The organism is Halomonas sp. EF61, from assembly GCF_040147045.1.
In the GTDB taxonomy this organism is placed as follows: Bacteria; Pseudomonadota; Gammaproteobacteria; order Pseudomonadales; family Halomonadaceae; genus Halomonas; species Halomonas litopenaei.
Map to the genome: position 1 here is coordinate 555,956 of NZ_JAMSHM010000003.1, position 13,623 is coordinate 569,578.

Annotated in this window: 11 protein-coding genes; 2 read left to right on the forward strand and 9 right to left on the reverse strand. The window is 64.1% G+C overall.

The window, feature by feature from the left end:
- Positions 1–6 precede the first annotated feature (6 nt).
- The 7 genes from fdh3B to NFI08_RS17400 all read right to left on the reverse strand — a co-directional run bounded on the left by fdh3B (position 7) and on the right by NFI08_RS17400 (position 7,590).
- Entirely contained in the window at positions 7–630 is a 624-nt protein-coding gene (fdh3B, locus tag NFI08_RS17370) for a formate dehydrogenase FDH3 subunit beta (protein ID WP_045992214.1), read from the reverse strand.
- 34 nt (positions 631–664) lie between these two features.
- The gene (locus NFI08_RS17375) at positions 665–3,520 is read right to left on the reverse strand and encodes a formate dehydrogenase subunit alpha (protein WP_349591007.1); all 2,856 of its coding nucleotides are present in this window, start codon (positions 3,518–3,520) and stop codon (positions 665–667) included.
- Positions 3,521–3,538: 18 nt separating this feature from the next.
- Positions 3,539–3,751 carry a twin-arginine translocation pathway signal gene (locus NFI08_RS17380; protein WP_349591010.1) on the reverse strand — a complete coding sequence of 71 codons (213 nt, stop codon included), beginning with the start codon at positions 3,749–3,751 and terminating at the stop codon, positions 3,539–3,541.
- A gap of 2 nt (positions 3,752–3,753) precedes the next feature.
- Entirely contained in the window at positions 3,754–4,413 is a 660-nt protein-coding gene (locus NFI08_RS17385; RefSeq protein WP_349591013.1) for a TorD/DmsD family molecular chaperone, read from the reverse strand.
- Complete coding sequence (locus tag NFI08_RS17390) at positions 4,410–6,236, reverse strand: 4Fe-4S binding protein (protein WP_349591016.1); 1,827 nt, start codon at positions 6,234–6,236, stop codon at positions 4,410–4,412. The genes NFI08_RS17385 and NFI08_RS17390 overlap by 4 nt, the downstream gene beginning before the upstream one ends.
- A gap of 119 nt (positions 6,237–6,355) precedes the next feature.
- Entirely contained in the window at positions 6,356–7,162 is an 807-nt protein-coding gene (locus NFI08_RS17395) for a DUF3306 domain-containing protein (protein ID WP_306168756.1), read from the reverse strand.
- Positions 7,159–7,590, reverse strand: a complete 432-nt coding sequence (locus tag NFI08_RS17400) for a DUF3305 domain-containing protein (RefSeq protein WP_045992209.1) — start codon at positions 7,588–7,590, stop codon at positions 7,159–7,161. The genes NFI08_RS17395 and NFI08_RS17400 overlap by 4 nt, the downstream gene beginning before the upstream one ends.
- Before the next feature lie 223 nt (positions 7,591–7,813).
- Between NFI08_RS17400 and NFI08_RS17405 the strand changes: the two genes are divergently transcribed.
- The gene (locus NFI08_RS17405) at positions 7,814–8,671 is read left to right on the forward strand and encodes a formate dehydrogenase accessory sulfurtransferase FdhD (protein ID WP_045992208.1); all 858 of its coding nucleotides are present in this window, start codon (positions 7,814–7,816) and stop codon (positions 8,669–8,671) included.
- Between the two features lie 31 nt (positions 8,672–8,702).
- Here the strand turns inward: NFI08_RS17405 and NFI08_RS17410 are convergent, their stop codons facing one another.
- Both NFI08_RS17410 and NFI08_RS17415 read right to left on the reverse strand, forming a co-directional pair.
- Positions 8,703–9,335, reverse strand: coding sequence for a helix-turn-helix domain-containing protein (locus NFI08_RS17410; RefSeq protein ID WP_045992207.1), 633 nt, complete (start codon positions 9,333–9,335; stop codon positions 8,703–8,705).
- Between the two features lie 312 nt (positions 9,336–9,647).
- Positions 9,648–10,583: a histone deacetylase family protein gene (locus NFI08_RS17415; RefSeq protein ID WP_213227883.1), complete on the reverse strand. Its 936-nt coding sequence runs from the start codon at positions 10,581–10,583 to the stop codon at positions 9,648–9,650.
- 228 nt (positions 10,584–10,811) lie between these two features.
- Here NFI08_RS17415 and NFI08_RS17420 point away from each other — a divergent pair, with 228 nt between their 5' ends.
- The gene (locus tag NFI08_RS17420) at positions 10,812–13,559 is read left to right on the forward strand and encodes a bifunctional acetate--CoA ligase family protein/GNAT family N-acetyltransferase (protein WP_222516791.1); all 2,748 of its coding nucleotides are present in this window, start codon (positions 10,812–10,814) and stop codon (positions 13,557–13,559) included.
- The last annotated feature ends 64 nt before the right edge of the window (positions 13,560–13,623 follow it).

The window sequence follows — 13,623 nt, forward strand, 5'->3', positions numbered from 1 at the left end:
GCCTCCTCACTGGTTACGTGTGGCGTCGTAGGCCATGGCGTCGATCGCCGAGGGCGAGCCATTGCCGATATCCGACCAGGCGCCATCCTTGTGACCACGGCGCACCACCCGCTCGCGGAAGATGTCGGCAACGGTCTGGGCATCGCCTGCCAGCAGCGCCTTGGTCGAGCACATTTCGGCGCACAGCGGCAGCTTGCCCTCGGCGATGCGGTTGGCGCCGTATTTCTCGTACTCTTCTTCGGGGCTGTCGGCGGGGCCGCCGGCGCAGAAGGTGCACTTGTCCATCTTGCCGCGCTCGCCGAAGGCGTCCTGCTGGGGAAACTGCGGCGCGCCGAAGGGGCAGGCGTACAGGCAGTAACCGCAGCCGATGCACAGATCCTTGTCGTGCAGCACGATGCCGTCGTCTGTCTTGTAGAAGCAGTCGGTGGGGCAGACCGCCATGCAGGGTGCGTCATCGCAGTGCATGCAGGCCACCGAGATGGACACCTCGGACGGCTCGCCGTCGTTCAGGGTGACCACCCGGCGGCGCTGGATGCCCCACTCGACCTCGTTGGCGTTCTTGCAGGCGGTGACGCAACCATTGCACTCGATGCAGCGCTCGGCGTCACACATGAATTTCATCTGGGCCATGTCGAAACTCCTGTTGGTTCGGTGACGTCGGTGTCTAGCTGGCGAGTTCGATGCGACACAGGGTGCACTTGGTTTCCTGCATCTGGGTCACCGAGTCGTAGCCGTAGGTGGTGGCGGTGTTGACCGCCTCACCGATCACGTAGGGCGTGGTGCCATCCGGATAGCGGTCGGCCAGGCTTTCGCCCTGGAACATGCCGCCGAAGTGGAAGGGCATGAACACCACTTCCCGCGCTACCCGAGGCGTCACCATGGCCTTGACCTTGATACGGCCGCCTTCGGCGCCTTCCACCCACACCATGTTGCCGTCCTTGACCCCCAGGTCGTTGGCCAGGGCAGGGTTGATCTCGACGAACATCTCCTGCTGCAGCTCGGCCAGCCATGACATGGAGCGCGTTTCCTCGCCGCCGCCTTCGTACTCGACCAGGCGGCCAGAAGTCATGATGATCGGGTACTTCTTGCTGGCATCATTCTGCTGAATGCTCTGGTACAGCGTCGGCAGGCGGTAGTGCGAGGCGACGTCATCCCAGGTGGGGTAGTCCTCGACCAGATCCCGGCGTGAGGTATAGAGCGGCTCGCGGTGCTTGGGAATCGGGTCGGGGAAGGTCCAGACGTTGCAGCGCGCCTTGGCGTTGCCGAAAGGTGAGCACTCATGGGCGATGGCAACGCGCTGGATGCCGCCGGACAGGTCGGTCTTCCAGTTCTTGCCTTCCGCCGCGGCCTTTTCTTCGTCGGTCAGTTCATCCCACCAGCCCAGGTCCTTGAGCATCTGGGCGCTGAACTCGGGGTAGCCGTCCTCGAGATCGGAACCGGCGCTGAACGAGTTGTCGGCGAGAATCGGGGTGCCTTCGTGCTCGATGCCAAAACGCGCACGGAAGGTCAGGCCGCCCTGGGATACCGGTTTGCTGGTGTCGTACAGAATGGGGGTGCCGGGGTGATTGAGCTCCGCGGTACCCCAGCAGGGCCATGGCAGGCCGTAGTAATCGCCGTCGGCCGGGCCGCCTTCGGCACGCAGATCGCGGAAGCTGAAGGTATGCCAGTTCTGCTGGTGGGTCTTGAGCCGCTCGGGGCTCTGCCCGGTGTAACCCACGGTCCACATGCCGCGGTTGAACTCCCGGGTGATGTCCTCGATCAGCGGCTCCTCGCCGTTGATCTGAATGTTCTTGAACAGCTCGTCGGCAAATCCGAGGCGCTGGCTCAGCAGGTACATGATGCTGTGGTCGGGCTTGGCCTCGAAGGCCGGCTCCACCACCCGGTCACGCCACTGCAGAGAGCGATTGGTGGCGGTGACGCTGCCGTAGGTCTCGAACTGGGTGGCCGCCGGCAGAAGATAGACGCCATCGCTGCGATCGTGCATGACCCCGGCGACGGTGGGATAGGGGTCGACGATGACCATCATCTCGAGCTTCTGCATGGCTTTCTGCATTTCGGTGCCGCGGGTCTGGGAGTTGACCGCGTGGCCCCAGTAGAACATCGCCTTCAGGCTGGTGCGCTGGGAGATGTCCTGGTCTTCCTCGAGGACGCCATCGATCCAGCGCGATACCGTGATGCCGCTGGAGTGCATGGGGTAGCCGTCGGCGTACTCGGTCTGATCGAAGCGGCTCTTGAGCCATTCGTAATCGAGGTCCCAGATCTGCGCCCAGTGCTTCCAGGCGGCTTCCGACAGACCGTAATAGCCGGGTAGCGAATGTGACATCAGGCCGAGATCGGTCGCCCCCTGGACATTGTCGTGCCCCCGGAAGATGTTGGCGCCGCCGCCAGACTTGCCGATATTGCCCAGCGCCAGCTCGAGGATGCAGTAGGCACGGGTGTTGTTATTGCCGGTGGTGTGCTGGGTGCCGCCCATGCACCAGACGATGCAGCCGGGGCGGTTTTCCGCCAGCCGCCTGGCGGTGTCGTAGACCGCGGCTTCCGGCACCCCGGTGATGCGCTCCACTTCGCTCGGCGGGAAGTTGGCGACCTCGTTGCGGACCTCGTCCATGGCGTAGACGCGCTGATCGATGTACTGCTGGTCTTCCCAGCCGTTCTCGAAGATGTGCCAGAGCAGGCCCCAGATGAAGGCCACGTCGGAACCCGGCCGGATCCGCACGTAGTGGTCGGCCTTGGCCGCCGTGCGGGTGAAGCGCGGATCGACGACGATGATTTCGGCCTGGCTGCGCTCCTTGGCCAGCAGGATGTGCTGCATCGCCACCGGGTGCGCTTCGCTGGGGTTGGAGCCGATGAACATGATCGAGCGGCTGTTCTGGAGGTCGTTGAGCGAGTTGGTCATCGCTCCGTAGCCCCAGGTATTGGCGACGCCCGCCACGGTGGTGGAGTGGCAGATGCGCGCCTGGTGGTCGGTATTGTTGGTACCGGCCAGCGCCGCGAACTTGCGCATCAGGTAGGCCTGTTCGTTGCTGAACTTGGCCGAGCCGAGCCAGTAGACGCTGTCCGGGCCATGCTGCTCGGTCAGTTCCAGCACCTTGGCACCGATTTCGTCGATGGCCTGGTCCCAGGACAGACGTTGCCACTCGCCCCCGACCAGCTTCATCGGGTACTTGAGGCGGCGGGTGGAGTGACCGTGCTGGCGTAGTGAAGCGCCCTTGGCGCAGTGGGCACCGCGATTGATCGGGTGATCGAAGGCCGGTTCCTGGTGGGTCCAGACCCCTTCCTGGACCTCGGCGTAGACGCCACAGCCCACCGAACAGTGGGAGCAGATGGTGCGGCGGGTTTCCACCGGAGCATCGCTGTAGGGCGTCTTCTCGACCGCCTCGGCGCGTTGCATCATTGGTGAGCCGAACAGTCCAAGACCGGCGACACCGCTGGTCGCCGCGCCACTGCGCTTGAGGAACTGGCGCCGGGAAATGCCGAGACCGGAGACCTTGGGTGTGGTGGAGGTACGTGTCAGTCGCATGGCAGGCTCTCCTTGTTGTCAGTCGCGCAGGGATGCGTAGAAGGCACGTACGTGTTCTGTCTCGCGGTAACCGGCGCTGTCATCGGCTTTCTCGGTGGTGGTCGTGGCGCTGTCATCGCGTGCAACCGCTACCGAGGCCTGGCCGACCACCACCGCGGCACCGGCGGCCACGGTGCCGCCCCCCAGGGCCTTGAGAAGACGACGGCGTTGAGTGTTGGGCGTTGTGCTCATGCTCATTCTCCTGCTCCAAGGGCCTGGCCTCGGTCCTCGTGGACGCTGGTGCCGGGCACAGGGGTTCCAAGGGTAGTGTTGTCGATTAGGATGGCGCTCTCGCGCTGGAAAAACAGCGTCGCCAGTTCACCCAGCGCCGCATAGAAGGGGGTGTCGACCCGGGCAAGATCGTGCATGCAGCGGTTGGCCCAGGGTGCCAGGTGGCGATGGAAGAAGCTGCCGGCTCGCTGATCGTTCTGGCCGATCAGCATCGCCATGACCTCGCACATTGCCGCCAGATGATCTTCCGGCTCCGAGACGTCGGCAGAGCGCTGGATGCCCAGCGTCTTGAGATCCCGTCGCAGTGCGACCAGTGATGCTTCCATCAGGCCGCCCTCGCGGTAGTAGGAGGCGTAGGGCAGCACGTCGCCCTGGATGACCCCGATCAGATGACGAAAGTGGGCACGCTCCAGGCGTTCGACGTCGCTGTCGGCAGCGGCGGCGGCCAGCCGACTCCAGGCCTGGCTCAGACGAATGTCGTCCGGCTCTCCCTCGAGGCCGCCAAGCCACTGGCGAAGGGCTTCGCTGGGGGGCTCGCGCAGCAGTGCCGCCAGCAGGGCGTAGATGCCGGCCCTCAGATCGGCTTCTTCGGTGCGGGAGTCAGGAATGTCGTGCGTGGTCATAGCTTGAGCTGGGCCTCCGGATTGGTCGCCATCTCGTGCCATACGTCCTTGACCCGGCAGTCCTGACACATTTCCAGCCGACGTGCCTGGTCACCACTGAAGTACGCATGGTTGGCCAGCTTCTGCTGGATGGCGGCGATGGTGCGGGTGTTGGCGAAGGCGCTGCCACAGACGATGCAGTGAAAGGGTTCGTCTTCGTGGCACACTCGCCACTGGCTGCGTTCCGCGCTGGCAAGGAAGCCGGGAGACAGGCGGATGGCGGATTCCGGACAGCTCTTGCTGCACAGGCCGCACTGGACGCAGTCTGCTTCGCGAAAGTCGAGGCGCGGGGTGTCACCTCCGGCGCCGAGCGCGCCGGTCGGGCAGCTGGCAACACAGCCCATGCACAGAGTGCAGGCACCGGCATTGACCTCGATGCCACCGAATGGGCTGCCCGGAGGCATCGGGTGCCGCTCGCCGTCGACATGGCCAGTGGCGGCCAGATGGTCCAGTACCAGGGTGAGACGCTCGCGCTTGCCGGGCGCTTCTGCGCCATCTGTTGCCCCTGTATTGCCGGGTCGTCCGCCGGCCATTTGTACCGTGGCCGACGGGGTGTTCTTGTCGCTCCCGAACACTTGAGCCTGTTCCAGGGAGCGCAGCCGAGGCGTCAGACCCGCATGGCGAGGCAGGGCGAGCGAGCTTTCCTGCTCCTCGTCGCTGAACCACTGCAATCGGCCGGGATCATGCCCCAGCGCCTCGAGGATCGCTCTGCCCTGGGCCAGCTGATCCTCCAGGTGAGCGACCAGCCTGTCCGGCATGTCGGAGTAGGCCTGGATGCGCACTTCGCAGGCGCCGGCGGCAATGGCCGACAGCCAATGGTCGACGCCGGCAGAACCCAGATCTTCCAGCGCCACATCGATGACGTGGCCGGCCGCGTCGGGTTGCAGGTGCTGGGCGTGATCGGCCTGAACGAAGCGCAGCACCGCCGACTGGCCGCCGGCGGCGTGGTAGTGGTCGAGCCAGGCGAGCAGGGTGTCCTGCTGGCGCAGGCTATGCGGTTGGCGGAATTCGATGGCCCCGGTGGGGCAGGCGCTGGTACAGCTACCGACCCCCTGACACAGGTAGGGATCGATCTCGATGCGGGCATCGATGCGTCCGGGGACGCTCTTGATGGCGTCGGCGGGACACACTTCCAGACAGCGGGTACAGCCACCGAAGCCACGAGTGGAGTGGGCGCAGCGATCGGCGTGGACCTCGAAGTAGCGGGGCTTTTCGAATTCACCGATATAGTCGCCGAGGCCGTCGATCAGTGTCGTGCGCGCTTCACCGGCGACCGGGGCATGAAAATAGCCGGGAGGTGGCAGTTCCAGGGGCAGGCGCGGTGTCGGTGTCAGATCCAGCACCAGGTCATGGTGTTCTCGGCCCAGCAGTGCCCGGGCAAGCTCGATGGGGCCCTCATGGCCGTCGAGCCAGGCGCTGAAGTGGCCAAGGTAGCCTTCCAGGTGCAGCCGTCCGAGTTGGGAGGCGAGTAGCGGCTGGAGCTGCACATCGGCAGCCTCGGCACGCTGCAACAGAGCATCATCCGGCACATCGGTCACCACCAGCGTGATACTGGCAAGCCCTTGTTCAAGCCCTTGTTCAAGCCCTTGTTCAAGCCCTCGTGCACGCTCCAGCACTTCCAGCAGGGACGCGCTGTCGCCAATCGCCAGTAGATGGCCATGGCTTTGGTAACCCACCGTTGCTGCGACGAGATTGAGCGGCCAGGAGACGGCGCCAAGGGCTCGCTCACGGGCCTGCCGGTTGACCTCGGTGTCCACCGGCACGGTTGCGATTTTCTGGTTCATGCTGACTCACGGTCGAAAACTTTGTGTTCGTTATGATTTTTTTCTTATGTGTCATCCCCAAGTGTGAGCGCTGTACATCAAATGCGCCAACACTCCTTGGTCGAAGGCGGTAAGCACCGCTATGACGAGGTGGGACCAGGCCCCTCGGGATCTTCCTCGCTGGCAGCCAGCGCCCGGCCAGCGGCTGGCGCTGTACGGCCTGCCTTGGCGGATGCGGAGGTGTGGCTGACACCTCGTTCGCCAGCTTGTGTCATGGCCTCCGACGTTGTGGCGTTGGTTTGCGACTGTGACTGTGACGGTGATGGCGTCGTGGTGGTATCGGCGACGTCCTCGTCGCTAGCGCCGTCTCCCTGATCGCTGTGCCCTGGCGGGGTGTCTGGCAGGGCGTCTGGCGGGGTGTCTGAAAGAGCGTCTGGCGTTTCGCCCGCAGAGTCGGCGACGCTATCTTCCGCGGCCTCCTCGTCATCGACGTTATCCCACCACCGGCGCAGGCGCTGGGCGGTCTCGCTGGGCAAGGGGGTCAGCTTGGCGCGAAAGTCATCATCATAGTCATCCAGCCCGTCGCGCAGGTTGTAGCGTTCACCGCGAAACAGCTGGCGCAGGGCGCGTTTCTTGAGCGCCCGGTCCACGCCCGAGGCGAGGTATGCCCGAATATCGCTGCCTGGGGCCAGCGACTCGGGAGGCGGTAGCTCGACGTCCGCATCAGAGGTCGCGTCCACAATTGATGCGCCGTCGTGCGCATCGTGCTCGGGCGCGGCAGCGGCATCGGAGTGGGACGGTTCGGCATCGCTGCCGGAAATTGGGGCGGCGGGGGCTCGCTGCGTGTCGAGAGCAGCATCACTGGCGGCGGTTGCGTCAGGGGGGGCGCCGTCGACAACCGACGGGTCCTTGAGCTTTCTGCGGGACCACTGTGACAGGCGACTCATGGGGTGTTCTCCCGCGCACGTCCGGCACCCTTGCGCTTTTTCTTGCGTCCCTCGATCGGCGCCTCGCCATGGGCCACCAGATAGGCCTCTATCCAGGCCTGGATCGCCAGTGGCATCTCTGTGGCGAGCACGCGGTGTTCTCCGTCCATCCAATTGGCCGCGACGTCCTGGCTGGCGGTGATGGCATCGATATGGGGCTCTCCGTCGCTGTGTCCGGCGCGGATAAACAGACGTGGGGCAGCGGCCTGAAGGTTGAACCGATAAGCCGCCCGCTCGGTCAGGCTGAGCACCAGCGTCACGACGCTGGGCCCCTGATCGCCAGGCTCCAGACGCTCGACTGCCCAGCTGCGCTGGCGAAAGCCCTTGATTACCTTGTCCTGTGGCGTGATCGTCACACTGAGTGGCCGGCGATTGGCTAGCCTCGTCATGGCGTAATGTCCTTGGCAATGGCAGGATGCGGTCAGTCATGCCGTCGAACCTGATCCGTGGTTCCGACTGCTTTTATCGGCCGACTCGTGTCAGCAAGCAGTATTAGCAAAGCAGTTTCCGCATCACGCCGTCAATTCGACGTTATCCGGCCACCTCAGCGCTTATTGTCCGATGGGAAGGTCGATCGGAAAGGCCTATCGGAAATGTTTATCGGGGATCGAGATGTCGACCATACAACGTAGTCACGCCCTGTTGCCGCCCACCATCGAGATCGACGTCGTCGATGAGTTCGGCGAATCGCACCGTCAGGCTATCGCCGCGGAGCGCTCGCTGACGGTCTACCTCAACCGGCGGGAAATCGTCACCCTGATGTCGCTGGGAGCGGACCCGGAGGCATTGGTGGTGGGCTATTTGCGCAATCAGGGGTTGATTACGCAGCGCGAAGACCTCGAGGCGGTGATGGTCGACTGGGAAGTCGAGGCTGCGGCGGTGGTCACTCGCCATTCGCCGGAGGATCTGGAGCAACGGCTAGGCCAGCGCACCGTTACCACCGGCTGCGGTCAGGGCACGGTATTCGGCCGCCTGCTCGATGCGGTGCCACAGACCCGGCTGTCCCAGGCCAGGGTGAGTCAGTCGGTGATCTATCGGCTGCTCGACAACCTGGGAGACTACAACGAGACCTACCGCAGCGCGGGGGCGGTCCATGGCTGTGCGTTATGTCGCCAGACCGAGGTGCTCGACTTTGTCGAAGACGTGGGCCGGCATAATGCGGTGGACACCCTGGCTGGCCGAGAGTGGCTCGACGACCTGCCGCTCGGCCAGGCGGACATCTTCTATACCACCGGACGGCTGACGTCTGAGATGGTGCTCAAGGTGGCCCAGATGGGTATCTCGGTGCTGGTGTCGCGCTCAGGCGTTACCCAGAAGGGCGTGGAGCTGGCCCGGCGCTTCGGCGTGCTGCTGATCGCTCGGGCCAAGGGGCGCAGGCTCCAGATTGTCCATGGGCGCGAGCGCTTCGACTTCGACGCACAGCCGGCCCGGCGTCCCGGAGATATCAAGCGCCGGCAGACGAAAGACTAGGCGTGATCGGAGGCGTTCCAGACGTTGTCGCTCAGGTGTTCTCGCGACGGGTACAGACCGACAGTACGGTGGCGTCCTCTTCACTCACCGAAACCAGCGCGTGACCCATGTCGCTGTCGAAGTAGATGCTGTCGCCTGCAACCAGGCGCAGCGGCTCGTAGAATTCCGAGTACAGCAGAATCTCGCCGTCCAGCACCATCAGGAATTCCTCGCCATCATGGCGCACCCACTCGGAAAATTCCTCGAAGTGTCTGGCGCGCACGATGGTCTTGAACGGGATCATGCGCTTTTGCGCCAGCTCACAGCTGAGCAGCTCGTGTTCGTAGGTTGGGGTAGGGTGGCGCTGGCCTTCGCCGCGGCGCGTCATGTCTCGCCTGCCCATGGTGCGGGTCTGCTGCCTGGGCGGTGACAGCAGTTGGGGCAGGTCGATGTCGAGGCCGCCGATCAGCTTCTGCACGGCGGTAAAGGTCGGCGAGATCTGATCGTTCTCGATCTTCGATAGGGTCGAGCGCGCGAGACCGGTCTTCTGGCTGACGTCCTCCAGGGTCCACTGGTTGGCCAGACGAATCTCCTTGAGTCGCTCCCCCAGACGAAGGGGTTCGACGAAGGCCTTGCGGCCGGAGGCGATCTTGAGCGCCGCCTCCTGATCGGTGTGTTGCGCCATGTCGTGTTCACAATAGGAAACCAGGTTTCCTCTAGGCTACCACAGCGTCGCCACTCCCTGCCTGTGTCTCAGCGGGCCTTCGACCCGGGTTTTCTATCTGAGCTATCTGCCCCGGCCTGCTATTGGAGGCCTGGCAGCCGAGTCCATCATGAGGCAGTTCGGCGCGTCGATATCTCCCGGACATGTTTCCCGGCATCGGGAAACACAGGCCGACGGAAGGGGCTGGGGCAGGGCAAAGCAAGGACAAGGGCAAGGGGTAAGCCAAGCCACCAGGTGAAAGGCGATTCGCCATGACGGCTCCAGTCGCCGTCGTCAGGGCTGGTAGGCCAACCCCAGCAGGGCCCGTAGATGGGCTTCCACCGAACGTCCCAGCGCCGCCAGGTCATAGCCCCCTTCCAGCACCGAGACGACGCGGCCCTCGGCATGTCGCCGGGCAATATCGAGGATACCCTGGGTGATCCAGTGGTAGTCCTCGTCGGCGAGACACAACTCTGCCATGGGGTCGTCGCGATGGGCGTCGAAGCCCGCCGAGACCAGTATCAGTTCCGGGCGGAAGTCTTCAAGAGCGGGCCACCAGTCACGCTCGATGGCCGCGCGAAAACCAGCGCTTTCGGTGCCGGCGGGCAGCGGCGTGTGGACCACGTTGGGGTAAGGGGTATCCAGATAGCGCCAGGGGTAGAAGGGATACTGGAAGCTGGTGCAGACCATCACCTCGGGGTCATTCTTGAAGATGTCGATGGTGCCGTTGCACTGGTGGACATCGAAGTCGAGGATGGCGATGCGCCGCGCTCCGTGGACGGCGCGGGCGTGGGCCGCGCCGACGGCAACATTGTTGTAGAAGCAGAAGCCCATGGCCTCCTGGGCCTCGGCGTGGTGACCGGGAGGCCTGACCGCACAGAAGACATTGTCGGCCTGACCGCGGAACACCTGATCGACCCCCTTGACCACGGCGCCGGCGGCCAGACGTGCGGCCTGCAGGCTGTCGCTGTTCATCAGGGTATCGGCGTCGATCGAGGCGTGCCCCTCCTGGGGCGAAGCCTGCTCCAGCCGAGCGAGGTGCGCCTCGGGATGCACGCGCTGCAACTGCTCTTCAGTGGCCTCCCGAGCGTCTGCCTGCATCGCGTGTTGCAGCACGCCAGAGCGCATCAGTTGCGCCCTGATGGCATCGAGTCTCAAGGGACTCTCCGGATGATCCGGCCCCATGTCATGACGCTGGCAGTACGGGTGACTGAGAAAGGCTGTGATCATCGATATCTCCGACTGGTCTGGCGCCACCTTAGGAGTAATACGGACCCCGAGACAGTGGCAAATGGTCGAAGCGTGATGCCAAGGATGCCTTGTTCCTGGTCAAGCTAGCGCTGGACGTGGTTGTGGGGTAGCGCCACACTCCGGCACTATTTCCATAACGTTCAAGTGCGCAAGTCCGCACAATTCGCCGCCAGGGTGTCGGCTACCCGTCGCCTGAGGAGACCACCTGTGAGCACCCAGTTTCTTCGTCGCTTTTTCGATCCCGCCTCGATCGCCGTGGTGGGTGCCTCCGAGAAGCCAGAGTCCACGGGTGGGCAGGTCATTCGCAATCTGCTTGACGGCGGCTACGGCGGCAAGCTGTGGGCGGTCAACCCCAAGGGGTACGCCAGCGTCCACGGGGTCGAGTGCGTCGCTCGCACCTCTCAACTTCCCGAGGTGGTGGACCTGGCGATCCTGTGTTCGCCGGTCTCGACCCTGCCGAAACTGTTGAGCCGGCTGGGTGAACGCGGGGTGCGAGCGGCCCTGGTGCTGTCCGGTGGCAGTCAGCTGGAACAGGACGAAGGCGGCAAGTCGTCGATCCGCCAGCGCATGCTCGATGCGGCCCGGTCCTCCGGCATTCGAATCCTGGGGCCGGAGTGCATGGGCTTGATCGTGCCGGGACGACGGCTCAATGCGTCCTACTCCAGTCATACGGTGCCCAGGGGCAAGGTGGCGTATCTGGGGCAGTCGGGCATGCTGGCCAACGCCATGATCGACTGGGCGGCCGGGCGCGGGATCGGCTTTTCTCACCTGCTGACGTTGGGGGAAAGCGTCGATGTCATGCTTCCCGACCTGATCGACTACATCAACCAGAATTCGCCCACCCAGGCGATCCTGTTGCACCTTGAACGGGTCCACGACGCCCAGCACTTCATGACCGCCGTGCGTGATGCGTCGCGCAATCGGCTGGTACTGGCGATCAAGAGTGGCAGGACCAGCCAAGCCGACCTCAGCGGCCTGCCACCGACGCCAGGCGTCACCCATCGTGATCGGGTCTTCGATGCGGCCTTCGCGCGTGCGGGCGTGGTAAGGGTCAACGATTCCGACGAGCTGTATGACGCCCTGGAGACACTGTCACGGATGCGCCCACTCAAGGGTGACCGTCTGGCGATCGTATCCAACGGGCTGGGGCCGGCCATGCTGGCCATCGACAAGTTGATCAACGCCGGAGGTCGTCTGGCCGAATTCGAGGAGGCTACCCAGACATCGCTGCGTGAGCGAGACCTCGATATCAGCAAGCCCGGCGAAAACCCGGTGGATCTCGGGGGCTACGCCACCCCGGAACGCTTCGTGGCGGCGTTGGAGATCGTCGCCGCCGACCCCAATGTGGACGCCGTGCTGGTGGTCCATGCTCCGACGCGTCTGGCGCCTTCCAAGGCGACCGCCGAGGCGCTGATCCGTGAACGCAAGCGCTTTCGGCGTAACTTGTTGACCAGCTGGATGGGCTTCGAACAGGCGATCGGCGCTCGTCACCTGTGTCACGAAGCGGGTGTACCCACCTATCTGTCGCCGGAGAAGGCGGTGAAGGCCTTCATGCACATGGTCGACTATCAGCGGGTCCAGTCGTTATTGCAGCAGACGCCCCCGAGCCTGCCGTTTTCGACCTCGGCCGAGGTGCGAGAGCGCTGCCACCGGCTGATCGACGAGGTGCTCGCCGATGGTCGCGAGAGCCTGACCCATAGCGAGACCGCCCAGGTGCTCAAGGCCTACGGCCTGCCAGTGGCGGAGAGTCGCTATCCCGACGGTGCCCAGGCCGCCGAGGAGGCCGCCCGGGAGCTGACGGGCCCCTTCGCGATCAAGATCGTGCACGACGGCAACAGTCGGCCATTTCGTTACCGGCGACATCCTCACAAGCTGTCGGCGGGGCTGGTCCAGGATCTGGCCAGACCCGGCGACGTGGCCGAGGCGGTGGATCGCCTCAGCGAGAAGGTCTCCGAGAAATTTCCCGGCTTTCGCGTGCGAGAGTTCTGTCTCCAGCCCATGCAACGGGGCAAGCATTCGATGCAGCTGTGCGCAGGCATCACCCGGGACCCGGTCTTCGGACCACTGATTCTATTCGGCATCGGCGGCTACAAGGTCAATATTCTGGCGGATCGACAGGTCTCTCTGCCGCCCTTGAACATGACGCTGGCCGCGGACATGGTGTCTCGTACCCACGCCGCGCGGCTGATTCGTGAGCACTCGAGTGATCCAGAGCGCGATGAACAAAGGCTGTGCCAACTACTGGTGACCCTGTCGCAGATGGCCACCGACCTGCCTCGGCTGCGTGGTCTCGAGATCAACCCGCTGCTGCTCAATCGAGACGGCATGGTGGCGGTGGACTTCGCCATGGACCTCGGTTCTCCGGCGCGCTTCGCGATCATGCCCTATCCCGAAGAACTGAGGGAGTGGGTCAAACTCAGAAACGGCTGGGACGTCGAGTTCAGGCCCATTCGGGCTGAAGATGCCCCTCTGATTACCGACTTCCACGGGCAGTTGTCCGAGGAGAGCATCCGCTTTCGCTACTTCCACAACAAGACCGATTTAAGCCAGGGCGATCTGTCGCGCCTGGCCCATATCAACTACGACCGACAGATGGCGTTTATCGCCGAGCGTCTTTGCGAAGACGGCAGCAAGGAGATGCTGGGGGTGGTTCGGGTCTGGAACGATCCCGACAATATCCGAACCGAGTTTTCGATCATCATCCGCGATGACCTTCAGGGGCTCGGTATCGGCAGTCGTCTGATGGAAAAGATGATCCGCTACTGCAAGGGGGTCGGCACCCTGGAGATGGTCGGCAAGATCATGATCGACAATCACCCCATGCGCGCACTGATGAAGCACCTCGGGTTCCGACAAAGCTTCAACATGGAGGAGCAGGTGGTGGACGCAGTGCTGCGCCTCAACGAGCCGGGCAACGATTGGCAGCGCCACCGCCTGGAACGGCCGATGGAGTAGCAGGTCGGTTCGATTCCAGGACCGCCGGCCTGGCCTCCCGCCTGTGCTTGCAAGGCGGGAGCCG

Coding starts and splice junctions, on each gene's coding strand:
- fdh3B (WP_045992214.1), bottom strand. CDS start 630: ATGGCCCAGATGAAATTCATGTGTGACGCCGAGCGCTGCATCGAGTGC.
- NFI08_RS17375 (WP_349591007.1), bottom strand. CDS start 3,520: ATGCGACTGACACGTACCTCCACCACACCCAAGGTCTCCGGTCTCGGC.
- NFI08_RS17380 (WP_349591010.1), bottom strand. CDS start 3,751: ATGAGCACAACGCCCAACACTCAACGCCGTCGTCTTCTCAAGGCCCTG.
- NFI08_RS17385 (WP_349591013.1), bottom strand. CDS start 4,413: ATGACCACGCACGACATTCCTGACTCCCGCACCGAAGAAGCCGATCTG.
- NFI08_RS17390 (WP_349591016.1), bottom strand. CDS start 6,236: ATGAACCAGAAAATCGCAACCGTGCCGGTGGACACCGAGGTCAACCGG.
- NFI08_RS17395 (WP_306168756.1), bottom strand. CDS start 7,162: ATGAGTCGCCTGTCACAGTGGTCCCGCAGAAAGCTCAAGGACCCGTCG.
- NFI08_RS17400 (WP_045992209.1), bottom strand. CDS start 7,590: ATGACGAGGCTAGCCAATCGCCGGCCACTCAGTGTGACGATCACGCCA.
- NFI08_RS17405 (WP_045992208.1), top strand. CDS start 7,814: ATGTCGACCATACAACGTAGTCACGCCCTGTTGCCGCCCACCATCGAG.
- NFI08_RS17410 (WP_045992207.1), bottom strand. CDS start 9,335: ATGGCGCAACACACCGATCAGGAGGCGGCGCTCAAGATCGCCTCCGGC.
- NFI08_RS17415 (WP_213227883.1), bottom strand. CDS start 10,583: ATGATCACAGCCTTTCTCAGTCACCCGTACTGCCAGCGTCATGACATG.